We start from the raw sequence: 24055 nt of genomic DNA on the forward strand, positions 1-24055 counted from the left end.
AATTTAGTAAAATTGTCGCCTCATCATCTATTTAAACTAAATACAATAGTAACTCCGTATTCAAAGTTACTACTGAATATCTGTGTTAGATTGCTTACTTGCTAGCGCTACTACCACTGGTAACAGAAATTTTATACTCTGGACTAATTTGGTCAGCCGCCGCAGCTACTTTTGTGATGACGTTTGCAGGTAGAGGAACATACCCTAGCGCAGTAGCCTGTTTCTGACCATCAGTTAAAGCGTATTCGATCGCAGCTTCGATCGCCTTAGCTTTTGCGGCATTAGGATATTTCTTGTAAACTAAAAGCCATGTGTAAGTAACGATAGGATAGGAATCAGCCCCTTCGGGATCGGAAATGAAGAGGCGGAGGTTTGCAGGTAGAGCTACTGATTCCAGAGTTTTAGAGGCTGACTCCTCACTAGCTACAACAAATTTACCGGCTTTGTTTTCCAAATCAGCAAACTTGAGACTATTTTGTTTGGCATAGCCGTACTCGACATAACCAATAGAACCTTGAGTTTGTTGAATTTGAGCGGTAACACCCTCATTACCCTTAGCACCGACTCCCGCAGGCCAGTTGACAGTTTTGCCCTCACCGACTTTACTCTTCCACTCTGGGCTAATGGCGCTGAGGTGTTTGGTGAACACACCCGTGGTTCCGCTACCATCGGAACGATAAACAACTGTGATTGGCTGTTTAGGAAGTTTTGCACCTGGATTAGCCTTGGCAATTTGGGCATCATCCCAAGATTTTATTTTGCCTAGTAAAATATCAGCGTAAACGGCTCGTGACAGCTTTAGTTCTGGAACATCAGGCAAGTTGTAAGCCAACACGATGCTACCAGCAGTCACAGGCAGTAAAATAACACCCCTATCTGCTGGTACTTTCTGGATTTCTTCATCCTTCATTGCCACATCGCTAGCACCAAAGTCTACAGTGCCTTTGATAAATTGCTCAACTCCAGAACCGCTACCAACTGATGCATAGTCAACTTGCAGATTTGGATATTTTTTGTTTAAATCTGTAAACCAGGTATCGTACAGTGGTGCCGGAAAAGACGCACCAGCCCCGCTTAACTTTACGGTTCCACCAAGGTCTAATTTAGCTGGGCTAGAGGCAGTAGTATCTGTAGCAGTGCCAGAAGGCGTATCCTTGGTGGCTGTACTATCTGGTGTTTGTTGTCCGCCACCACAACCTGCTAGGCTGATTGTCAGTGCTAACACTGAAGTTAAACCTGTGAGGCGATGAGTTTTTGTTGCACTAAGACGTAAGAGCATCGCTATCAATTTTTTAGTAAGTTTTCAGGTAAGCGTCTCTAAGATACTCCTAAAGCACAACAATAAAGATTAACGATAGGTTAACAGAACAAAAAATACTTGTTTTTTTTTGATGAAGAACAAACGCTTATTTCTAGTTTCTCTTGATAAATTTTATACTCTTGCTTGAGATTTAACTTACACATAGCAACTATATTAAGTTGATTAGACATCTCCGAAAAAGAATGTAGAGATGTAGCACTGCTACGTCTCTACAAGGGTTCTGGATAACGCATATTTAATTTATGGAGATGTCTATTATACGTATTTACAAAACTTTATCATTAGAGTAGGTTCGTTGGTCAAGTCATGAAAAAAGTTTATACAGCAGCTTGCAAGTAAATAAGGTACAAAATGCAGGACTCCAAATCAGATATACTTGCCTCTTGCTCCGATCTCTAGTAGTATTTTTTACCTGTATGCAATTTTCTGTCTGTATTGATCTCAACTGGAATCACTATAAATACTAAGTACTTTGTAGCTAAATTTAGGTAGTAATTGAAAAAATAGTATAAGCACTAGAAAAAATAATATTTATTTTACTATATTCTAAGTAAGATCGCAGATTTAGAACACACATCAGTCATTTAGAACACACCTCAGTCAATAAAATCAGATAATACACACCTCAGTCACAATTCGCATAACTGAAAAATTACATACATACTGAAAAGGCAAAAGAAAATATGCTAGTTCTTAAGATGTCAGCACAGATATCATTTCAATATTAATGAACATACTAGTACAGTTCGGCGGAAATAAACATACCATTTCAAATGGCGCAAGAGCTTGGAATACAATTCTTTTGACTTTTGACTTCCGCCTTGCGGTACTAGTTGCTGCTGGTTTTACTTTTTGCTTTTCCTTAATTTCCTGATAAATGTTTGCTGCTTCCAATCAATTACTGTGGTCTATGATTGGCTTACTCCTGACAATGGGTGGTACTTTCCTAGAAGTTTATGGGATTACCTTACCTTGGACATGGAGTCAGCACGGAATTCAGACTTTTTCTTTAGGTGTCACTTTTCAAATTGGCGCAGTGTTGTTGGTGGGTTGTTTAGGGGGCAAAAATGCCGGTGCGCTCTCACAAATCGCCTATTTAGTCATGGGGTTAACCTTACTACCAGTATTTGCCGATGGCGGCGGTATTGGTTATGTCAAGCTATCTCAGTTTGGCTATCTACTAGGCTTCATTCCGGGAGCTTGGATTTGTGGTTTGTTCGCCTTTAAAGCTAGACCTCGACTAGAAACTCTTGCCTTTAGCTGCATCTGTGGCTTGTTAACTCTCCACATCTGCGGTATTACTTATTTGATTATTAGCTATCTTTTTCAGTGGAAAGGCACAGAAAATCTACCCTTAATGCAAGCAATCCTCAGATACTCCTGGTTTGCGCTACCAGGTCAACTAACTGTGGTCTGTGCAGTTAGTGTAATAGCATATATATTGCGTCACTTAATGTTTTATTAGTTCATGTTATTTGTCCTTTGTCATTTGTCAAAAGCTCATGACCAACGGCCAATGACTAATGACCAATGACCCTTACGGGTTCGCCAGTCACTCATGGGGGAAACCCCCAAGACCGTGCTGGCTCACCAATGACCAATGACTAATTCACCATGCATTTAAAAAATCGTCTTTTCTGGATCGCTGCCTTCATCGTTTTTTTCTTAGACCAAATAACAAAGTACTGGATAGTACAAAGCTTTAGTTTAGGGCAGACACTACCACTCTTACCTGGAATATTTCACTTTACCTATGTCACTAACACTGGTGCTGCGTTTAGTCTGTTAAGTGGGAAAGTAGAGTGGTTGCGCTGGTTATCTTTAGGAGTGAGTTTAGTATTGATAGCATTGGCGCTGGTTGGCCCAACCTTAAATTTGTGGGATCAGTTAGGCTATGGCTTGATTTTAGGTGGAGCGATGGGCAACGGTATTGATCGTTTTGTTTTAGGCTATGTCGTTGATTTTCTTGATTTTCGCCTGATTAACTTTGCTGTATTTAATGTGGCAGATTCATTTATTAGTATTGGTATTGTTTGCCTGTTAATTGCTTCCTTGCAAAAAACACCTACTTCAACTGGCAGATCGCATTAAACTATTAAGCCTGGGATGATTAATCCCAGGCTTTTGATTAGTGAAACCCTTGCTCAGTCTTATATGCGAAGACTTTATTTATAAGGTTTCAGCGATTTTTATTTTTTACCTGACACCAGTTATTCAAACTGGTGCAGAGGTTAAAAAAGACGCACAGGCGATCGCTGATGGCAAACTAGTATTTAGATTATGCACCAGCTTTTAATTTAATTACCTGTGGTAGGAGTTTTTGGCACACTAGAGCCAGGAGTACTGGGAGTTGGTTCGATACTGCTGCCAGGAGTGCCAGGAGTGCCAGGTTGTTCAGGTGGAGTTGAGCTACCTGGTTCGGTAGTGCTGCCAGGAGGGCTAGGTTGTTCAGGTGTTGAGCTACCTGGTGCTGGAGTTAATTTGCTAGGAGCGCCTGGTACTGGAGTGCTTTCGGGAGCGCCAGGTGGAGGTGGGGTAATGCTACCTGGTGCTGGAGTTAACTTGCCAGGAGCGCCTGGTGCTGGAGTGCTTTCGGGAGCGCCAGGTGGAGGTGGGGTAATGCTACCTGGTGCAGTTGTGCTATCAGGTGTTGTAGTTTCTGTTGGTGTTGTGGTTTCGGCTGGTACTGTAGTGCTACTAGGAGCGCTAGGAGTAGCTGCTGTGCCATTGGGACAGCGGGAGTTGAGCGGAAAATACTCGCACAGAATTTTCATGCCTTCTGGCGACATCTTGATTTCCGTTGGTGCGCTAGTAGATTCGGTACTAGTAGATTGAGCTATGGGGGATTTACTGGATTCGGCTACAGCAATATTAGTGGTAAGTGCCAAAGATAAAGCTGCACCAATCAGGCTCAGAGATTTTCCCATCATTCTGAAATTAACCTCAACGGAACACTCGGCCTATTAAAACAGACAATAAGATTTAGAAAATCTTCCTAAATGAAGATGTTTAAGTTTGTTTCAGAGTATGTGGATATATAAAATTGGTAAAAATGAAACCTGTTATTTGCTGGTAACTAGTGTTTAAAAATACAATAATAAAAACTGTGACTGTAGTTATTGAGCTTATAACAGGAGCTTAAATAAGCCTTCGAGAATAGGAAAAAAATTTATGCTGCTATAAATAAGTGATGAAAATCACAAATCAATACTGTTTGTAATATAAATTTAAGTATAAATTAAATCAAAAAGTTCAGTATAGCTAATTTATGCTTTGGCTTATGAGTAAAATGATGAAAGACTAACATCTAAAATTGATTGTAATTCGCCCGATTCTTCACTAAAAACTGTGATGTGAATAGCCGATGAGTTCTCCCCAACCGCCTCACAAGCCACAAACGTTACTAGGTCAACTGACTCAAGCAGTACATACGATTCAAGCTAGAGTCGATTTTTCTAAATTGGCGCTCAAGCCTAATGCCAAAGTACCAGAACTTTGGGTGCAGGATGCGGGGGCGGATAAAGCAGAGGTATATCCACTGTTGGGCGATCGCTATATTCTCGGTCGTAGCTCCAAATCCAGCGATATCGTCATCCGTAACCCTGTTGTCAGCCAAATTCATCTGTCGCTATCGCGGAATTCTACTCATAGCACACCAGTTTTTGTCATCAAAGACGAAAACTCGACTAACGGCATTTATCGTGGCAAGCGTCGTGTTAGCTCCCTAGAACTGCGTCACGGCGATATTTTGACTCTGGGACCCCCAGAACTTGCTGCTTCTGTACGTTTGCAATACGTCGATCCACCAGCATGGTATGTCAAAGCTGCAACTTGGACAGCTTATGGTGTCGGTGGTGTCACTGCCCTATTAACATTAGTGATTGGCGTCGAATGGCTGAAATTTCAAGTTAAACCTCTACCGACAGCGACACGCGCCCCAGTAGTTGTTTACGCCCGTGATGGAGCCACCCCCCTGAGAGAGCCTCGGACAATCTCTCATGTAGACATGAAGCGATTAGAGGAATTTGGCCCTTATTTGCCTGCTGCCGTAGTAGCTTCCGAGGATAGTCGTTATTACTGGCACTTTGGGGTTGACCCTCTGGGTATTTTACGAGCCGTGTTAATCAATAGCCGTAGCGGAGATGTCCAACAAGGAGCCAGTACTGTTACCCAGCAGGTTGCCCGCAGTTTGTTCCGTGAGTATGTAGGCAGACAAGATACTCTTGGACGCAAATTGCGAGAGGCAGTTGTCGCCCTAAAACTCGAAACCTTTTACAGCAAAGATGATATTTTGCTGATGTACTTAAATCGGGTTTTTTTGGGGGGAGATACCTCTGGCTTTGAGGATGCAGCCCGATATTACTTTGATAAATCGGCTAAAGAATTAACTTTAGCAGAAGCAGCAACATTGGTAGGAATTTTACCTGCTCCCAACGCCTTCGATTTTTGTGGGAATGGGCCAAATAAGCTAGAAGCGGCTGAATACCGGAATCGCGTGATTAAGCGGTTGCTGGAGATGGGCAAAATTAAACCAGAGGATGCCAACCGAGCTAGACGCTCTACCGTCCAAATTAGTCCTAAAGTCTGCGAACAACAAGCTAAAACGATCGCACCTTATTTTTACAGTTACGTCTTTTCTGAACTGGAATCAATCTTGGGGGAGGGAGCCGCAAGAGAGGGAAATTATATCATTGAAACCAAGCTCGATCCAGCGATACAGAGACAAGCAGAAGCCGCGTTGAGTAATTCGGTGAATAACTCTGGTAGAAATTTTAATTTTTCTCAAGGAGCGGTAGTAACTCTTGACTCTAGTACAGGCAGCATTCTTGCAATGGTGGGTGGAACTGATTACAAAAAAAGTCAGTTCAATCGTGCTGTTCAAGCCAAAAGACAACCAGGTTCCACCTTCAAGATTTTTGCTTACACCGCCGCTATTCAACAGGGAATTTCACCATCCAAAAGTTATTCCTGCGCTCCTTTAACTTGGCAAGGCTTCACTTATAAACCCTGTCGTTCAAGTGCTGGGAGTTTAGATATTGCCACCGGGCTGGCTCTTTCAGAAAATCCCATTGCTTTGGGAGTTGCTAGAGAAATTGGGCTAGATAAAGTTGTGGCAATGGCTCGGCGTTTGGGGATAAAATCAAACCTCGATCCGGTTCCTGGCTTAGTACTAGGTCAAAGCGTGGTCAATGTTTTGGAAATGACTGGTGCTTTCGGCGCTATAGGCAATCGCGGTGTGTCCAATCCTCCCCATGCCATTAGCCGAATTTTAGACAGTGGTGATTGCAGCGATCGCAATGATATCAAAACCTGTCGGGTAATCTACTCCTTCGACCAAGATCCAGCTGCTAACAAACAAGTGCTAACAAATGGTGTCGCCGATGAGATGACTAGTTTGATGCGCGGTGTCATCGCCAGAGGTACTGGTCGTAGTGCTGCCATTGGACTAGGAGAAGCTGGTAAAACTGGCACGACTGATAAAAACGTTGACTTGTGGTTCATTGGTTTTATCCCCAGTCAGCGACTTGTAACCGGCGTTTGGTTGGGAAACGACAATAATTCCCCAACATCTGGTAGCAGTGCCCAAGCCGCTCAATTGTGGGGGAATTATATGCGGAGAATTACAAGATAAAAAATGGGCATTGGGGATGGTAACTATTGATCAATACAGCGCTTCCGGCAGCTATGAGGTACATCCTCAAAGCTGAAAGCTATGAGAGGAAAGGGCAAGAAGAAAAACTGTACTGTATTGCATAATAGCTGGAAGTGCTGTAAATGATCAATGGACTTTTGTGAAAAGCTAGCTAATGAAATTTGGCGTGTTGTTAAAGGATGGGCAACGGATCGAGTCGGCGCGGGATGTGGTCAAAGATCCTTATGTGTTCGAGTTTTTGGATTTACCAGACCGCAATTATCGTGAGAGTGAGTTAGAAAATCGTTTAATTGCTGAGTTGGAGAAGTTTCTACTTGAGTTGGGCAAGGGGTTTGCATTTATTGGGCAGCAATACCGAATTACGTTAAACAACACGCATTTTTTTGTGGATTTGGTGTTTTATCATCGCATTCTCAAGTGTTTTGTCTTAATCGATCTGAAGACGCGATCGGTGAGTCATCAGGATATTGGACAGATGAATATGTATCTAAATTATTTTCGCGCTGAGGAAAATATGGAGGATGACAACGAGCCGATAGGGATTGTGTTGGCGCGAGATAAGGATGAAATTTTGGTTGAGTATGCGACGGGTGGTATTTCTAATCAGCTTTTTGTATCGAGATATCAACTTTATTTGCCAGATCCAGAGGTTTTAAAGCAGGAGTTAAGGCGGCTTTTGGAGGTAAATGATGGGTGATGTTCCCTGCCCCCTAATTGCCGATGTCGTTTAACTATCAAATCCCGACTTGGAGAGCGAGTCACATTTAATCGCAAACTAACTTGTTAAATAAAGACACAGAAATAATCGTTGTATTAAGCAAAGTTTGCGCCTGATTAAAATCAGAATCCCCCGTAATCAAAAAATCTGCTTCGGCTGCTACAGCACAAGCTAAAAACTTTGCATCTTTTCTATCTCTTGGAAAATCAATTGACACATTGACATCAATTAGCGTCGCAAATGTATCAATAATTTCAAACCATGACGCTCTTACTTCATCTGTCAACTTAAACTTCGGGCGACTTAATACCTCCTTATATTCCGCTACAATTTCCAATGAAACAATCCATTCCCAGTCGGGATTCTCAAAAATAAACTGAATAACTGCTCTTGGTACTCTACCCTTAAGGACAGCAGAAACTAAAATATTCGTGTCAATAACAACTTTCATTCTCCGCGTCGGTAAGCTTCAATCTCTGCTGCTATTTCGGCTTCGGTAATATTTTGTACTCCTGGTATTGACTGTGTTTGATCAAATAAATCTCTCAGCTTTTTACTAATAGATGCTCTGGGGTTCTCCTCAGCTAAGATAATTATTTCTACTCGCTGTCCTGCTTGAAAAGGTAAATCAGATAATATTACTTGCTTTGGATCTGTAATGGTGATGTATTTTTTGTAAGCGTTCATAATTCCTTACTGACTTAAAAAACTAAAGTGGAGATGGCATTTTCTTTTTGCTGCTCAGTCACACCCAAATATTGCTCCAGGGCTGGGGGTATGAGTAGCATTCACGCAGAAAACCGGGTTAAGAGATATTACATAAGCAATACAAGCATTTTTAGAAGCTGAAACCCTTATTTTATCATTGAGTAGTGACTCGACGATCACCAGAGCGTCAATGACCTTAGTTATCAGGAGAATCTTTATCTAATAAGGCTTTTAAGCTTAACTCGGTTTTCTGTTCTGATGATACTCATACCCCTAAACCAGTTGCGATCGCAGCCAAGGCGACAGATGTTAAACCGACTTGTCCCATCTGTGGAATTAATGATTATGTCATCCGCCACAGCGCGGGTCGGTGGATGTGTAAAAATGTTGAAAGTCATCCAAACAAGAAAAGCAAAACTTTTAGTTAAAAGTGCGATCACAATATCGGCTTGCTATAACCTCCAGGACTAATCAGGGTTAAACTTACTTCAAATAGCGGAAGCATAATAGGGATTATTAGGAATTTTAATAAATCCCTAAGAGATAAAAATATAGGTATTTCAAAGGATTAGTTATTATGTTGTGGGAAGAAGTAAGAAGGGAATTAGTAAAACAGACAGGCTGGGGTACAAATTTTGCTCCTATGTTTAATCTTAATGAAGAATCTGAAATAATTTGGGTATTTTGGGGTCAGAACGAATATTATTATATTAGTCTTCAAGTTAATGAAGAAACCAAAAAAATTTACACAATGATAATTAAAAGATATTTCGGTGGATACACCCAGGAAAGTCCTGGATTTAAAATAGAAGAATATGCAACTCGTAAATTTAGAATACAAGAACCAAACGATATTGATATGGTAGTTGCAAAAATAAAAAAAGAAATTCCTTTCACAACTGATGCTATTCCAAGCTTACTGCCTTTCCGTTAAAGTGCTGGTAAATCTTCTCTGGATGAAACCAATCAGGCAAGGTCTTCTCAACATCGTCAAGATTATTTCCTTGCTCATCAACCAGACTGTAACGCACAACGACCCTTTTTAGCGGTGTTTCGCCATTGGCTGAGAATTTCTCAAGCAAGACTGTACCGGACTTCCGAGCGCTTGCTGTACCATCTGGGAAACTTTCATTAGTGGCATTGTGAGTAATTCCAAGTAAATATTCCTTAGCTTTGCGAGTATCAGTTAAGCTCATTTTAAAAAACGCGATCGCACTTTCACCGCACAATGACTTTAAATTGGTGAACTCATCCACAATTACTTGCTGTTTAGTGGTCGGTTTCTGCTTAATTGGGGTATGAGTAGCATTCACGCAGAAAACCGGGTTAAGAGATATTACATAAGCAATATAAGCATTTTTAGAAGCTGAAACCCTTATTTTATCCTTGAGTAGTGACTCGACGATCACCAGAGCGTCAATGACCTGGGTTATCAGGAGAATCTTTATCTAATAAGGCTTTTAAGCTTAACTCGGTTTTATGTTCCGATGATACTCATACCCCGGAATAGGGAATAGAGAATTGGGAATAGCAGCAACTTAATTCTCTTCCCCATTCCCCATGCCCTTCAGGAGTGCTGAGTTAGGAGTTATTTTTCTCCCTCATCCCCCTCATCCCCCTCATCTCCCCATTCCCCACTCCCCATTCCCCATTCCCTGATTACTGATATCCCTCCCAAGGAGTGACTTCCAACGTGCCACTAGGCTTGAATATCACTTGGAAGTGAGCCAGAGGTTCTTTGGCATTGGGAGCAGCTACATTAGAACCATAGATAGCATTAAACATCTTGGGAAGAGGTGTTTCCCGAAAATAGTCAAAGGCTACTTGATTGAGTGGTTCATAGTCAGCAATTACACCATCCTTGTTGACTGCTACCCGATATTTCAAATCTCGCGTAAAGGTGGGAGTACCACTCCAGCTTTGGCGAACTGTATTATAAAGTTTTTGATTTAAACCTTTGGTTATCTTAGAATCAGTAATTTTTGCACCGATTACTTCTGGTGTCCTGGCATATCCCCGCCAAGGGCTAACTTGCAGCACACCACTTGTAGTAAACACTATTCGGAATTGGGCGATCGGTTCATTGGAAATGGGAGCGCGGTTAGCAGGATTGTAAAGTAGGTTAGGTAGAGGAGTTTGTCCAACTCCTTGATTAGCCTCCTTATTCACCGCCTTATAACCAACGATCGCTCCATCGGCAGCTACACCTAAACGATAGATCAAATCCTGTTCCAATCCTGAACGCTTAGTCCAAGCTGGATGAATTTGGTTATACACTTGACGATTCAATGCACGCAGCTGCGATGGATCGGTAATTTCTGGAACCGTATTTAAAAGTGCTTCTAAATCTTTAACTACTGGCTTTGTATTAGCTGCGGGTGTTGGTGTAGGCGTTGCAGCGGCAATAGGAGTTGTATTCGCTGATGCTGGAGGAGTGAGGCTCTTGGTTGTAGAGCTAGTTTGCTCATCTGCCTTAGGCTGTGGTGGACGAATTTGGGGAGGTGGAATCAAGTTAAATGCGATCGCTGCTACTGCTAAACTTGATACTCCCACAGCCGCAGGAACAGCCTGCCTGATCAAAGCTTGACTAGCACCGCCATAGCGTCTAGTAACCGGTTGTAGTTCTAGAGATAATTCTGGTAAAGTCTGGCTATCAGCAAAAAACTGATCTACTGCTTCTACTAAATCAAACAACTGCACTGTATTCAAATCTATTTCAATCGGCGGACGTTTGGAATTTTTAGAGTGAGACTCAAATCCCTCAGGAGCGCCTTCTGAATGTATGATTAACCGATGTCGGTTGCTGTCAATTTTCTGAAACTCTACTAGCTCTGATTCCTGATTATGTGCTTGCGGATTGGGTACACTACTCAAAAATTCTTGGGCGTAGCCACTAACAGCCCTTACCAAACTTTCAAAAAATTCCCGTCCTCCCGTTAAGGGTTGATTGTAGCCAGATAAATAACATTCTGCATTTACCAATATTGACAATTCCGGGCGCATTTCCTGGAACTGTGCAGCCCTAGTAACATCACTTAAGCCTTCTAAAAGAAGTGTACAATTAGGTAGACTATACTTACGTTGAATATTCATTCCACTTCACCGTCAAAAAGACTAATCCAGAACCGCTGCATTCCAGCCGTACCAGTACAAAATAGTAATTGTCCTAACAAATTTATCGCTAGCGCATCTAATTTCTCATCAGAAGTTAATGCTAGTACACCAGAACGCCGAGCATTCATCCGGCTTTTAAAATGCGCTCTAAACCGCTCTAGGTAATTAGATAGACGCAAATTCTGTTCTAATGGAATCTGCTTCTCTTCCATTTGTTGACATATCATTAATAACTGGCGGATGACAACAGTTAAACGCCGCGCTATATAGCAAGCAATTACCACCAGAGCTTTCGCTTCCATAATAGTTAAGGGACGGCGTATATGCGCTCTTCGTAGCGGGTTAGAGCTACGCATCCGCCATAAATTCACCCTATCTTTAACAATTCCTTTAAGATCCAACTCTTGAGCAAAAGCCAGGATTGCTTCCGAACCACCAAGCTCTAAAGCTTCAATTGCCAGTAAAATCAGGTCAATTTGCAGCCTGGTTCTCCGAGGACAGGTTTTGGAAGCGATCGCCGGATCTGGTAAAGTGTCCAGAATCATCGGCGCTGAGTCTTGGGTTGGACTGTTGAACGGCGTTAAACTTGCTGAGACATTCATTCTATAAATACCTTATGCGGTTCCAACAGACTAGATAAAACAAATTTAAGGTCGGTAGTCAAGACTTAAGTATTAGACTTGTAGCAGTATCATAACTACCTGATATATACATTACTTAACTCTTTCTATTGAAAGTTTTCCCTATATTGAAATCAAAATTTTAAAACATCACTAAATTTACCTCATTTATTAATGCAATACCTTTTCTAGCTTGGTTTAGATTCTAATTATCGTCAATAAATGGCGAAACTTCAGCCTCGACCCCCAGCGTATGACATTATAGTGTACGATTTCTCAGGTATCTGAAATTAGGGATTGGAGATTGGAGACTGGAGACTGGGATAGTTATGAATTTAAATTAATAACTCCTCACTCCTCACTCCTAACTTTCCCCATTCCCCATTCCCTACTCCCCATTCCCCATTTTATGGATTTAAAGTCTCTCGTTCGTGACATCCCAGATTTCCCGAAACCCGGAATTTTATTTCGGGATATTACTACGTTACTGCGCGATCCAGAAGGACTGCGCTATACTATTGACTTTTTAACACAAAAATGCAATGAAGCTGAAATAACTGTAGATTATGTCATTGGCATAGAGTCGAGGGGATTCATTTTTGGTTCACCTCTGGCTTATAAATTAGGAGTTGGTTTTATTCCCGTCCGCAAAAGAGGGAAGTTACCGGCAGCCGTTCACTCAATTGAATATGAATTAGAGTATGGTACAGACTGCTTAGAAGTGCATCAAGATGCTTTACACCAAGGTAGCCGAGTTTTGATCGTGGACGATTTGATTGCCACAGGTGGAACTGCGAGTGCTACAGCAAAGTTGGTGCAGAAAATTGGCTGCGAACTAGTAGGTTTTGGGTTTATTATCGAGCTACGGGATTTACAAGGGCGTACACATTTGCCGGACGTGCCGATTATCTCTTTAATTGAATATTAGTCATTGGTCATTGGTCATTGGTCATTGGTCAATAGAAAAACAAGTGACGAAGGACAAAGGACAAAAGATAAATGACATCTACAAAAATTTCCTTAGAGACAGGTCGGGATTGGCTAATCAGGCTAGTCACGAGTGAAACTTTTGTTTATGTGGGAAAGCGGCTATTGCAGGCACTCCTGACTTTGTTGTTGGCGTCGGCGTTGTCGTTTTTTATCATTCAACTCGCTCCTGGTGATTATGTAGATACGCTGCGGCAAAATCCGAAGATATCTCCAGAAAGAATTGCGGAAATCAAACGGCAGTTTGGCCTAGATAAGTCTTGGCCAGAGCAATTTTGGCTATGGCTATGGCGAATTGTGACCAAAGGGGATTTTGGCACAAGTTTTATTTATCAACGTTCAGTGGCATCGCTGTTGTGGGAACGAGTACCAGCAACTTTACTATTAGCGATCGCATCTTTAATTGTCACATGGGCGATCGCCATCCCTCTAGGGATTTTTGCTGCTGTTAAACAAAATAAACCAGCAGACCGGATTCTACAGGTGATCAGTTACGCTGGACAAGGCTTTCCCAGTTTCATCACTGCCTTAGCGCTGCTGGTTTTAGCCCAAATCACCTCGCCGCTATTTCCAGTAGGTAGTATGACTAGCATTAATCACTCAGAACTATCGTGGTTTGGCAGAATCTTAGATATCGGCTGGCACATGATTTTACCCACAATCGCCCTCTCAATTACTAGTTTTGCTGGTTTGCAACGCATCACTCGCGGCGAATTATTGGATGTGCTGCGTCAAGATTACATCCAAACGGCTCGTGCCAAAGGTCTGCCAGAAAACCGTGTCATTTACGTTCATGCACTCCGCAACGCTATAAATCCCTTAATCACCTTATTGGGTTTTGAATTAGCCGGTTTATTAAATGGTGCTTTCATCGCCGAATTTTTCTTCAACTGGCCCGGTTTAGGGAGATTGGCTTTACAGGCTTTACAAGCTCAAGATTTATATTTATTAATGGCAAGCTTATTAATGGGCGCAGTATTGCTGATTGTTGGCAATTTAATCGCCGACTTGATGCTCAAAGCAGCCGATCCACGCATTCGCCTAGAAAATCTCAATTAGCACAGCAGCAATTCTAAATTCAGAAAATTAACAAGCATTGGACCACTCCCACAGTTCTAATTTCTCACCTTGCCTGAAATTTTGCTGTTTTGAGAGGTTAGTGATGTTCAGATCCCCGACTTATTAAAGAAGTCGGGGATCTAGCAGCCCCACAAAATTAATGGGACAGACCACTAGTCTGTCAAGAACTAATTGACGGTTAACAATTCAAAATTCAAAATGACGCTCGTGACGCTCGATGACTCGCTAATGCTGCGCTATCGCTCTTAGCGTCTCCCTTTGGGAGAAGACTCGCTCTAAGCGTTGGCGCAGCCTCTCGTAGAGAAGCCATGCCGCAGGCTTTACGCTGCGCTAACAAAATTCAAAATTAAAGAAATTTCAGACGGGGATCTAAACCCCGACTGAAATGGGTGCTACATGTAGATGTAGGGGTCTTAAACCCTTTAATTTACGATAAATAAATCCCCTTTAGAGACGGCGATTTATCGCATCTCTCTAACCTTACTAATGGTGCTAGTTAGTATATTTGAGGTTTTTTTCTAAGCGGGCGGCGGGAATCGAACCCGCATTAATAGCTTGGAAGGCTATAGTTTTACCACTAAACTACGCCCGCGTATTTCCAACCCTATGAATTTAACACAGCTTATGTAAAAAATCAAGCATTTAGTTTTAATTGGCAGTTTGGATTGTGACTCTGATATACAGATTGCTCAAGTCTGGTTTTTTGCCATCGTTATTGTGGGCAGGAAGAAAGTTTTCTGTTTTGAAAACTTCATTGAGGACTTGCTCGTATTTGCTTTTTTCACTTTGCAGTGCTGCTGGTTGTATTTCTAGAACTACAGCCTGTTTAAAGTTACCATTACTATCAATTATTAAGCTAGCCAAGAGCTGTGCTGGTTTAAGTCCAGAATTCTGGGCAAGAAAACTTGAGTCTAATTGTTTTGTGTTGCTTCCCTTGTATAAAGCGATAACGTCGGGTAAAGCATCTTGTCGAAATCCTCTTGATTGTATCAAGCTAATCACTTCATCTCTAGATAAAGGAGCTACTATTGCTACCGATGCTCCCCCAGTAGAAGCTGGTGGAGTTTCCCTAGTCGGAGCTGCTGGAGTTTCTCTGTTTTCAGGTTCCGAAACTGGCAGATTTGATGGAATAGTTGTTGGTAGGGGCGTTCCATTTCCCAAATTGATGGGTGGACGGGGTTTCCAAGGTAGATTACCGACTGGAACTGTAGATGTTGATGTTGGTCTGGGCGTAGATGTCGGTGTTGGTCTAGGTGTAGATGTCGGTGTTGGTCTGGGCGTAGATGTCGGTGTTGGTCTGGGCGTAGATGTCGGTGTTGGTCTGGGCGTGGATGTCGGTGTTGGTCTGGGCGTGGATGTCGGTGTTGGTCTAGGTGTAGATGTCGGTGTCGGTCTGGGTGTAGGAACTCTCTGTTGTCTAAAGGGTTGGCTATTAGGTTTAGAGGCGACCTTACGCCTTTTATGCTGGGGATTATCCGCAGAATCTATTACGCCAAAATCTTGATTTCTGGGCGTAGTTCGTCCTGTCTCTAGTGGACGTGCTGCTGGTACAGACTTTTGGGGTGAAGATCGTGGCTTTGATGAAACTTTTTTGGCTGTTGATTGTGTTTTGGGAGCAATGTCTATCAATTCAATGGGAACAGCAGATTGACTTTGCTGGGGAAACCACAGACTAAATGCATTAGATGAGCGCATCAGCCAGAACACCAGCAAGTGCAGAGAGACTGAACCTACAACAACAGAAATCCACAAACCTGGGGGATCAGTGTGTCGTCTCCAGACCTTGGCTGGAATTGGAGTTTTGTCTGCAACCGATGGTGTCATATTATACAAACTGGATATGATTAGGCACTCTTACTCATTGATAATGCTTTCAAATACCAGTCTAAATTTTAGCGATTAACCATTACCTCTGGTGTAACAGCGAAAGTCAAAACTGTTTCATCTACTCCTTTAAGTTCTAGCGGACTACCTTTAGTAATTTCTTCTTCCTGCAAATAATCTGCCACGGCAGCAGAAACCAGGATCGTACCGGGAACAGCGGCAGCTTGCAACCTGGCAGCGATATTTACACTTGGGCCAATAGCAGTATAATCGGCACGTTCCGCGCTACCAAACATCCCCACAACAGCAGTACCTTGGTGGATACCACACCGAAACTGGACGCTAGTGAGTCTGTCGCCATCGAATACACCTTGCTCTCGCCAGCGTTCGTTTAACACAGCCAGTGAGCGGTGCATTGCTCTTGCTGTATTGATAGCACGACGCACCTGTTCATTGGGGGTTAGTTCTTCGGGCGCTCCGTATAAAGCTAAGATCGCATCTCCCATAAATTTATCTACAGTGCCGCCATTACCAAATACAACCTTGGTCATAGCTTCTAAATATTCATTTAACAACTCTGCGACTCGTCGGGATCTGAGAGTATTTGATAGCTGTGTAAAACCCACGATGTCACTAAACAAAACTGTAATCAAGCGTGGTTCTGGGCGTAAATCTAACGTTAAATCTCCGGTTGCGGCTTTTTGCACCAATACAGCCGGTAAAAAGCGCTTTAGCACCGATTCTGTGAGATAAGTATTTAACTCCACGATTCGCCGCTCATTTTCTTTTAACGCTAAAAGATTCCGAACTTCCGCCAAAAGTTCCCGATCGTTGAATGGTTTTGCTAAATAAGCATCCGCCCCATGTTCTGTACCTTCGATGCGGGTTTCCTCGTCTACTTTCGCTGTCAGCAGAATGATTGGTGTTCCTTTCAATTTCTCCTCATTGCGGATCAACTGAATCATCTCAAGTCCGCTGACCAAGGGCATCATTAAGTCAGTCACAATTAAGCTGGGTAGAATTTCCTTAGCTTTACTGTGTCCTTCATGACCGTTACGAGCTGTCTGTACGCGATAACCGTTGCGGCGGAAAATTTCAGATACATAGGTTCGCAAATCTGGGTTGTCATCTACAACTAAAATTGAGTGCTGAGTCTTATGTGCTGAGTCTTGAGTATCAATACTGGGGGAGAAGTTTATTGTAATATCTTCAATATTGTCTGTTGTTGACTCTACTAGTTCTAAATCAGCCAATTCTACGCTAGCGCGGCTCGTATTCAGTTCGGTAGGCGTTTCTAGTACTTGCTGTGGGGGTAAATGAGCATTTCCACTCACAAGCCATAAACTAAAGGTAGTACCTTGACCATAAACTGATTCCACAGTGACTTGACCACCATGTAATTCGACCAATTCTTTAACTAAAGCTAAACCCAAACCACTGCCTTCATAGGAGCGGTTTGCTGAACCTTCAGCTTGGCGGAAGCGCTCAAATAGATGGGGAATTTGTTCTTTAACAATGCCGATTCCAGTATCTTGTACTTGCAAGATGCAGCGATCGCGCTCAGATTTTAGTCTGACACTAATCGTGCCACCTTCGGGAGTAAACTTCATGGCATTTGACAGGAGGTTATAAACCACCTTGTCAAATTTTTCCATGTCTAAGTACACCGTAGAACATTCATCTAACTGGGTGACGAGATGCAGTCTCTTTTTCTCGCAGTAGGGACGAAAAGATTCCACAATTTGGCTGACAAACTCAACTAAATCGCAAGGATGGAAACTCGGCTGCATTCTCCCCGCATTCAGGCGTTGTAAATCCAGAAGTTGGTTTACCAGTCGCAGCAGGCGGCGGGAATTACGCAGAGCGATCGCACTTTGGGAGTAAGATAATCCTTCACCAGCCGCCACCGCCGACTCTAAAGGCCCTTGAATCAAGGTGATGGGTGTGCGAAACTCGTGGGAAATATTTTGGAAAAATTCGGTTTTTTGTTTGTCTAATTCTAGTAAGCGTTCAGCTTGTTGGCGAGTTTTTTCATATAAGTGTGACTGTTGGACAGCGATCGCTGCTTGCGCTGCTACTGCTTTCGCCAAATCGATATCAGACGGTAGCCATTGGCGTACTTTTTTACCCTCATGTAACGTAATACTACCGATACATTTCCCGTCAGCCAACAATGGCACAAACATTAGCGATCGCGCTGGCATTTTTAAAGGCAAATCAAAACCCCGCACATCTGAGGGAGAATTACTCACATTACCAATGACCACAGGTTCATGTGTCTGTAGCATTTGTTGGAGGATGGGATTCTCCTGTATAGATGCTTGAGAATAGGGTAATCTCTGAGTTGGTACGTGATTATTGCCATTTGAATAATTATCTAGGGCTGGCAAGCGTGAATTTTCTAGATGTTGAAAACTGTCATACAAGGCTACACACTCGACAAACTCATCTTCCTCCGTCCACAAAGACAGGACACAGCCATCGACTTGTAAAGCTTGTCCCAATTGCTGGGTGATCGCCGCAAAGATATCTTGCGGATCTAGGCTAGAGCGAATCGCGCTTGTAATCGTATTAATTAGGGCTTCTCGCTTGGCAAGGGCACGTACTTGTTCGTAAGCATAAGCTTGAGACAAAGCTAAGGCTGCCTGATCCGCTACCATCAAAACTAACTGCACCTCATCATCCCCCCAGAGGCGAGGCTGAGAACACTGGTGTAGTGCTAATACTGCCATCAGTTCTTGTTGGCAGATCAGTGGCACAATTAAACTAGAACGAATATCAGCAGCAGCAAAAGCTTCCCCACGCTCGTGCAGTTCGGCAGTATTACCGTGAATCCGCTCATCATCGATGGCATCGTGAATTACTTGGACTTCGCGGGTTTCCCACACCGTCTGAGCCAAAAGAGGCTGAGGAGAAACAAGAGGATGGGGAGCAGAAAAAATGGGGGACAGAGGAGAAAGATTTAGTGCTACTTCCCCTCCGATCCCCTGCACCTCTGCTTCTTCAGAAAGAGGCTTCTGATAAATAAATCCTTTATCCGCCAACTGGTCATCTTGGAAGGGACGCAACAGACAGACATCCACCTCCAACATGTGACCCACTGTATCTACAATTGCTTGCAAAATTTGTCTGTAGTCTAAAGCACTGCGAATCGTATTTGTAACGGTATTCAGCAGCGATTCTTGACGGAGTGTGCGGGTAAGTTCGCGGGTTCTGGCTTTGAGAACATTATGGGTATCCAAAGCTTGGCGTACCACTGCTTTAAGTTCTTCCGCTTCCCACGGTTTAGTGACATATTTGAATACCTTACCAGCGTTGATTGCTTCCACCAAGTCTTCGACATCGGTGTAGCCAGTTAAAATAATCCGAATAATATCTGGATATTGAGTTGCTGTGAGGCTTAAAAATTCTGTACCGCTCATCATCGGCATCCGCTGATCGGAGATGATCACCGCGACCTCTCCCTCTTGAGCCAGCAGATCAAGGGCCGCAGGGCCAGAGGTTGCCCTTAGCACCTTATAGTCGCGATAGAAAGTGCGGTAAAGCAAGTCAAGGTTGTCTGGTTCATCATCGACAACCAAAATTTTAGGCTTACTGTTTGCTTGGGATTTCATGCACCGCTTTCCTGCTGCAACGGCAGTCGGATAAAGAATAATCTGATCAGGTAAGGATTTTTCTGAGTCAGGTGAGAGCAGAGCATTTCGACCAATAAGGCTGGTTGGCTACATGACTGCTGAGTGTAGGAGCATTTGCTCACAGTAATTCGTCTCAATGGCTTGTGCCGATTACTGTTTGCTTTGGTGCAGTGTACTTGCTTTCATAGTCTGTTTTAGTGTTACAGAGTCGATGCTTGCTTGCCAAATGTTCCTTCACCTCCTGTGAGCAATGTCTGATACCACACACAGCGCTCATAGCTAGCTTAAAAATCCAGATGAAGCTGCATATTAAGTTTTCCCTCCGCAGCAGTTGTACTAACACTTGCAGGTAAATTTTATTTATGATAGTCATGGTGGAGTCAGCAAAATCAAAAAAATAAGATTGAAAGCCAAAGTATACTATTAGACAAATACCTCTTTCTAATTTAGCAATCAGAACTATGATTCAGACAAGTCATAGTGGTTGGAGAGCTAGAGATTAGGGATTATGGAACCTTAAGATTCTTGTACCAGTATATGTATAGCCTATTCATATAATTTCGTAGCAAAGTAGTGTCAGTGTAACGGCAAGTGCAAAAAAAGTTCAGTACTGCAAGCAAGGGTGATTTGAAACCAGAGTTTGGCAATGGTGTACTTACTTAACAATTTTGTAGGTGCTGCCTACGGGCAAGTTATGCTATTTCTCTACCCACTCAGCCCAGGCTATATCACTTTACAGATTTTTTTGTGGTAATCAGTCTGATATCCTACCTATCTAAAGCAAGGGATGCACAGAACCTACTGAATGTAAGTTTATAGATTTATGAAGCTGTAATTCCTAAGACTCTTTCAAAATGCAGGTTATAAGAGAAAGCAAGAATATGTTTGGCGATCGCTCAGTCGAACCGCAGAGGGCAGTGATTGTTGGAGGAAAGAAGTGAATGAAATGAAAACTCTCCTTCTCTACTAGAGACCGCGCCAACGACAAGCTCAAAAATAAGAATTGTATTGTATCGTAAGCGTTGCGTTAGCGACGTAGGAGCGTCGCAGAAAGTGCAGTAAGATACAAAGCTTCCACAACCTAAGTTTCACACTTTTAAGCGTGCTTTGCTCTTGCCTCCTGAAAAAACCTCAAACTAAAGTATAAAACTTTGTTTGATCCACAAGCAAAAGCTAATTAGCGGTGTTGTGTCACTTCAATCTTCTGAGCAGCAATTAAGTTTTCATTTAGTTAAAATGGTGTTTTCGGATATTTGAGAAATTTTCTTAGAATAAAATCAATACTAAACTAGCCTTGAAATATCGGTTTTTTCACCCATACCACCAACAGCCAATCGATCCAGCTTCCTACCAATTCCAAATTCGGACGGCTACACCTGCTGATTTGATTGGTGTCGCCCAAATTATTACTGAAAGCTTTCACTCCCATAAGGGTATATGGGGATGGGCTTTTCCATTGCTACGTCTGGGTATTTACGAAGATTTAAGGCATCGCATGGCATCACCTCCGCCTCGTCATGTTTGTTTAGTCGCTTTTGAATCTACTACTGGTGAGGCTAATAATTTAGTGGGAAGTGTGGAACTGGGTGTACGGTACAGTGATTCCTGGAGCCAGGTTGGCGTAGGTTTTCCTTACTTATCTAATTTAGCGGTTCACCCAAAATACCGTAGACATGGTGTGGCTTCAGGATTACTTACTAGCTGTGAAAAAGTTTCTCGCGAGTGGGGATTTAAAGACTTATATCTCCATGTTTTAGAAAATAACCATCAAGCAAGACAGCTTTATTTCAAGCTGGGATATCGGGTGCATAAAGTCGAATCTAATTGGAATACATTTTTCTTAAGACGCTCAAATCAGATGCTTTTGCACAAGCACTTGAGTGCTGATTCCAACATCTAAATTTTGTTTTGGTAATTGTCAAGTTTTGTGTTGCAATTAATTTGGATAGAATTTGTAACTCATAACGGTAATTAAAGACAAGATAACTAAGCTAAATATCTAGTACAGCACGCCCGAAACCCAGTCACTATCTCAATAAAACAGATAGCCAGTTACTCAAGCAATTGGTTAATTGTAGACAAATTTCTGCCATATTTTACTAAAGAAAAACTCAGAAGCATGAATTTATAAATCGAATAAATAGCTTTTATAATTCTTTTTAGGAAGAATATTCTAATCAGACTGGTTCCGAAAAATATTATTGATTATTGAAAAAAAAGTCTCTTTGTGGCAAAGATTTTTAACATTATAAAATATTAAGTTTTGCCTTTTGGGATTTATCGTTAACAAATATTTTGAAGTATTCGATATAGATAAATAAATGGATTACAATGGGGATATACGCGAAAATACGCTTAAAAAAATCATCAGTTCATCATAATAACTTTGTAATTAAGATATTCATCTTTATAAAAACTTTAAGAAAACACTCCTAGAGTTTACAGACAAATCTAGTTATATCTCATAAAATATAATCACTCAATTGCTGAAACAACGTCTATATACTGTTGTTTTAGTTAATTGGACTAAAAAACTCTTGATAATAAAAGACATTCAAAAACCTGATTTGACAAAACACTTATTTAAGTTTTGAAGTGCATACTACTACCACATTCGTTGAAACTTTAAAAAACATGGATAGCGAACAGCATCAACGCTATCAGACCTCTATGGTATCAACTTATTACCCTGAAACAAGTTTCCTTGATTCTATTGTCATGTCAGATGGAACTGAGCAGTCACAAGGCTCGGATATCCTTACGCGTTTGCACAGCGGTGAAGTTTTTATCGTCAATAGTCGTAGGAGAAATGGATTACTACTCTTTAAACGCTACCATGCGGAGTTTGCTGGGCCTGGGGCTGCTGTGGGTGGGGATTACGATTGTGATTGCCAAAGGGCATTGCCTATAGGTAATCTGTCTTTATTAACTCCCGAATCTAATGAAGAACGTCAGAAAGCTTACTTGATTAGGCGACAGTGGATTCGATTAATCAAACAAATAACTGAAAATCCACTGCCTGGGCAGCGTGTTCAGAAGATTCTCGATCAATTTGAACAATACTTTCCACCAGAAATAGTGGCTCTTTTACCGGATGTTGCCTTTGCTCTTTTGGTTGGTGTACTGCCACAAACAGTAGGAATAGTACGCCGTTTGGGCAGTGATATGAACAGCAGGTTTAATTACTGAGTGAATTGCTAAGATTCCAAATTTGTCAAAACAGCTTGGACTCGATTTATGGTGCGGGCGTTTTCCTCTGTGGTTCCGACGGTAATTCGCAATCCTCCGCTAATGTGTCTCACAAGAGTACCCAGCGTTCTAAGTTTCTGGTGGAAAGTTTTTAATGCAGTGTCTTGTGAACTAAAGCTATTTGCTTGAAGACGCAGGTAAATAAAGTTAGCAGCACTTGGGGTGATTTGTAGTTCTGGTTGCTGGGATAGAATTTCGATGAGTTTGGCTCGTTCACTCAGGGTTTGGGAAATTGATTCCAGTAAGAGTGTGCGGTTTTGTAAAGCAACTAATGCTGCGGCGATGGAAAAGCTGGGGAGATTGTAAGGTAAGCGAACTTTTTCTAAGATGGCGATCGCTTCTGTATGAGCAACGCAATAACCAACACGGAGAGATGCTAACCGGAAGGCTTTAGAAAAAGTACGTAATATTACCCAATTAGGATGCTGTGCTAATTCACCGACTAAGGTCGTTTGGCTGAATTCAAAATAAGCTTCATCAATTACTACCAAAATATGCTCTGGCAAACTTCTTAACCATGTCAACTCTGCCGCAGTCAAGCTGTTGGCAGTCGGCGAATTGGGATGCACTACGAAAACTACCCGAATGGGGGGATTTTGAGTTTGTTCGATCGCAGACTGTGCGGCGCTGATGTCAATTTCAAAATTTGTTTCATTTCTCCCCACTGCCACAACAGGAATGCCTAAAGTTTGTGCCAAAATCCCGTACATAGAGAACGTGGGATTGGCAACGAGAATTGAACCTTCTCCTCCTAGACAGGTGGCGATTAATAAAGAGCGGATAATTTCATCTGAACCATTACCAACAGAAATATTGGCAGCAGTAAATAAGGATGATGAGAGAGCAGCTGATTCATTGACATACTGTGCGATCGCATCTTTAAGTGTTTCATGTCCACCATCGGGATAACGATTTGTTTCAATTACTTGCTGATACGTCCACGCCAGCTTCTCTTTTAACTCAGGTGGTAAATCGTAGGGGCTTTCATTTGTATCTAACCGATCAAACTGTGTGGCGACAGAATTGGCTGTATCGCTGCTGGGGTGAGGTTTATAGGCGGTTAATTGGGCTAAATCTGACCGGATGAAGGGAAGCATAGTTTTAGTCATTAGTCATTGGTGAGCCAGCACGGTCTTCTCCCTTGGC

At 42.2% G+C, this 24055-nt stretch carries 23 protein-coding genes and 1 tRNA gene; 12 read left to right on the forward strand and 12 right to left on the reverse strand.

Annotated elements, in window-relative coordinates:
• Positions 1-94: 94 nt before the first annotated feature.
• Positions 95-1279: a phosphate ABC transporter substrate-binding protein PstS gene (gene pstS, locus V7L07_RS22255; protein ID WP_335061056.1), complete on the reverse strand. Its 1185-nt coding sequence runs from the start codon at positions 1277-1279 to the stop codon at positions 95-97.
• A gap of 919 nt (positions 1280-2198) precedes the next feature.
• On the opposite strand from pstS, the gene V7L07_RS22260 reads away from it, so the two are divergent.
• From V7L07_RS22260 to V7L07_RS22270, 3 genes are all read left to right on the forward strand, one after another.
• Complete coding sequence (locus V7L07_RS22260) at positions 2199-2786, forward strand: biotin transporter BioY (protein ID WP_335061057.1); 588 nt, start codon at positions 2199-2201, stop codon at positions 2784-2786.
• 149 nt (positions 2787-2935) lie between these two features.
• Complete coding sequence (gene lspA / locus V7L07_RS22265; protein WP_334780263.1) at positions 2936-3412, forward strand: signal peptidase II; 477 nt, start codon at positions 2936-2938, stop codon at positions 3410-3412.
• Between the two features lie 49 nt (positions 3413-3461).
• A complete protein-coding gene (locus V7L07_RS22270; RefSeq protein ID WP_335061058.1) occupies positions 3462-3617 on the forward strand; it encodes a hypothetical protein in 156 nt (51 codons plus the stop codon).
• A 1-nt stretch (position 3618) separates the two neighbouring features.
• On the opposite strand, the gene V7L07_RS22275 is transcribed toward V7L07_RS22270, so the two are convergent.
• Positions 3619-4251: a hypothetical protein gene (locus V7L07_RS22275; protein WP_335061059.1), complete on the reverse strand. Its 633-nt coding sequence runs from the start codon at positions 4249-4251 to the stop codon at positions 3619-3621.
• Positions 4252-4685: 434 nt separating this feature from the next.
• Here V7L07_RS22275 and V7L07_RS22280 point away from each other — a divergent pair, with 434 nt between their 5' ends.
• Both V7L07_RS22280 and V7L07_RS22285 read left to right on the forward strand, forming a co-directional pair.
• Positions 4686-6953, forward strand: a complete 2268-nt coding sequence (locus V7L07_RS22280; protein WP_335061060.1) for a transglycosylase domain-containing protein — start codon at positions 4686-4688, stop codon at positions 6951-6953.
• A 175-nt stretch (positions 6954-7128) separates the two neighbouring features.
• Positions 7129-7671, forward strand: a complete 543-nt coding sequence (locus V7L07_RS22285) for a DUF1016 domain-containing protein (protein ID WP_335061061.1) — start codon at positions 7129-7131, stop codon at positions 7669-7671.
• A gap of 67 nt (positions 7672-7738) precedes the next feature.
• Here the strand turns inward: V7L07_RS22285 and V7L07_RS22290 are convergent, their stop codons facing one another.
• Together V7L07_RS22290 and V7L07_RS22295 are read right to left on the reverse strand one after the other, a co-directional pair.
• Positions 7739-8143: a putative toxin-antitoxin system toxin component, PIN family gene (locus V7L07_RS22290; RefSeq protein WP_335061062.1), complete on the reverse strand. Its 405-nt coding sequence runs from the start codon at positions 8141-8143 to the stop codon at positions 7739-7741.
• The gene (locus tag V7L07_RS22295; RefSeq protein ID WP_335061063.1) at positions 8140-8379 is read right to left on the reverse strand and encodes a hypothetical protein; all 240 of its coding nucleotides are present in this window, start codon (positions 8377-8379) and stop codon (positions 8140-8142) included. The genes V7L07_RS22290 and V7L07_RS22295 overlap by 4 nt, the downstream gene beginning before the upstream one ends.
• A 279-nt stretch (positions 8380-8658) precedes the next feature.
• On the opposite strand from V7L07_RS22295, the gene V7L07_RS22300 reads away from it, so the two are divergent.
• Together V7L07_RS22300 and V7L07_RS22305 are read left to right on the forward strand one after the other, a co-directional pair.
• Positions 8659-8871: a hypothetical protein gene (locus V7L07_RS22300; protein ID WP_335061064.1), complete on the forward strand. Its 213-nt coding sequence runs from the start codon at positions 8659-8661 to the stop codon at positions 8869-8871.
• 106 nt (positions 8872-8977) lie between these two features.
• The gene (locus tag V7L07_RS22305; protein WP_335061065.1) at positions 8978-9334 is read left to right on the forward strand and encodes a hypothetical protein; all 357 of its coding nucleotides are present in this window, start codon (positions 8978-8980) and stop codon (positions 9332-9334) included.
• Here the strand turns inward: V7L07_RS22305 and V7L07_RS22310 are convergent.
• The 3 genes from V7L07_RS22310 to V7L07_RS22320 form a co-directional block, all read right to left on the reverse strand.
• Entirely contained in the window at positions 9306-9713 is a 408-nt protein-coding gene (locus V7L07_RS22310; RefSeq protein WP_335061066.1) for a hypothetical protein, read from the reverse strand. The genes V7L07_RS22305 and V7L07_RS22310 overlap by 29 nt on opposite strands.
• Positions 9714-10059: 346 nt before the next feature.
• Complete coding sequence (locus V7L07_RS22315) at positions 10060-11493, reverse strand: DUF4335 domain-containing protein (protein WP_335061067.1); 1434 nt, start codon at positions 11491-11493, stop codon at positions 10060-10062.
• The gene (locus tag V7L07_RS22320) at positions 11490-12116 is read right to left on the reverse strand and encodes a DUF3038 domain-containing protein (RefSeq protein ID WP_335061068.1); all 627 of its coding nucleotides are present in this window, start codon (positions 12114-12116) and stop codon (positions 11490-11492) included. Before V7L07_RS22320 ends, V7L07_RS22315 begins: the two co-directional genes overlap by 4 nt.
• Positions 12117-12543: 427 nt before the next feature.
• On the opposite strand from V7L07_RS22320, the gene V7L07_RS22325 reads away from it, so the two are divergent.
• A complete protein-coding gene (locus tag V7L07_RS22325; protein WP_292841199.1) occupies positions 12544-13062 on the forward strand; it encodes an adenine phosphoribosyltransferase in 519 nt (172 codons plus the stop codon).
• A gap of 71 nt (positions 13063-13133) precedes the next feature.
• On the forward strand, positions 13134-14180 hold the full coding sequence (locus tag V7L07_RS22330; RefSeq protein ID WP_335061069.1) for an ABC transporter permease: 1047 nt from the start codon (positions 13134-13136) through the stop codon (positions 14178-14180).
• Positions 14181-14722: 542 nt separating this feature from the next.
• Here the strand turns inward: V7L07_RS22330 and V7L07_RS22335 are convergent.
• Positions 14723-14793, reverse strand: a tRNA-Gly gene (locus V7L07_RS22335).
• Between the two features lie 56 nt (positions 14794-14849).
• Positions 14850-15065: a hypothetical protein gene (locus V7L07_RS22340; RefSeq protein ID WP_335061070.1), complete on the reverse strand. Its 216-nt coding sequence runs from the start codon at positions 15063-15065 to the stop codon at positions 14850-14852.
• A gap of 70 nt (positions 15066-15135) precedes the next feature.
• Between V7L07_RS22340 and V7L07_RS22345 the strand changes: the two genes are divergently transcribed.
• Positions 15136-15705, forward strand: coding sequence for a hypothetical protein (locus V7L07_RS22345; protein ID WP_335061071.1), 570 nt, complete (start codon positions 15136-15138; stop codon positions 15703-15705).
• 388 nt (positions 15706-16093) lie between these two features.
• Here the strand turns inward: V7L07_RS22345 and V7L07_RS22350 are convergent, their stop codons facing one another.
• Together V7L07_RS22350 and V7L07_RS22355 are read right to left on the reverse strand one after the other, a co-directional pair.
• Positions 16094-19639 (reverse strand): response regulator, encoded by a 3546-nt coding sequence (locus V7L07_RS22350; RefSeq protein ID WP_335061072.1) that lies wholly within the window; start codon positions 19637-19639, stop codon positions 16094-16096.
• Between the two features lie 154 nt (positions 19640-19793).
• The gene (locus tag V7L07_RS22355; protein WP_335061073.1) at positions 19794-20033 is read right to left on the reverse strand and encodes a hypothetical protein; all 240 of its coding nucleotides are present in this window, start codon (positions 20031-20033) and stop codon (positions 19794-19796) included.
• A gap of 921 nt (positions 20034-20954) precedes the next feature.
• Here V7L07_RS22355 and V7L07_RS22360 point away from each other — a divergent pair.
• Both V7L07_RS22360 and V7L07_RS22365 read left to right on the forward strand, forming a co-directional pair.
• Entirely contained in the window at positions 20955-21560 is a 606-nt protein-coding gene (locus V7L07_RS22360) for a GNAT family N-acetyltransferase (protein WP_335061074.1), read from the forward strand.
• Positions 21561-22294: 734 nt separating this feature from the next.
• Positions 22295-22849 carry a hypothetical protein gene (locus V7L07_RS22365; RefSeq protein ID WP_335061075.1) on the forward strand — a complete coding sequence of 185 codons (555 nt, stop codon included), beginning with the start codon at positions 22295-22297 and terminating at the stop codon, positions 22847-22849.
• Positions 22850-22857: 8 nt separating this feature from the next.
• Here the strand turns inward: V7L07_RS22365 and V7L07_RS22370 are convergent, their stop codons facing one another.
• The gene (locus V7L07_RS22370; protein ID WP_335061100.1) at positions 22858-24006 is read right to left on the reverse strand and encodes a histidinol-phosphate transaminase; all 1149 of its coding nucleotides are present in this window, start codon (positions 24004-24006) and stop codon (positions 22858-22860) included.
• Positions 24007-24055: the final 49 nt, after the last annotated feature.

This window comes from Nostoc sp. (assembly GCF_036916985.1).
Classification (GTDB): domain Bacteria; phylum Cyanobacteriota; class Cyanobacteriia; order Cyanobacteriales; family Nostocaceae; genus Nostoc.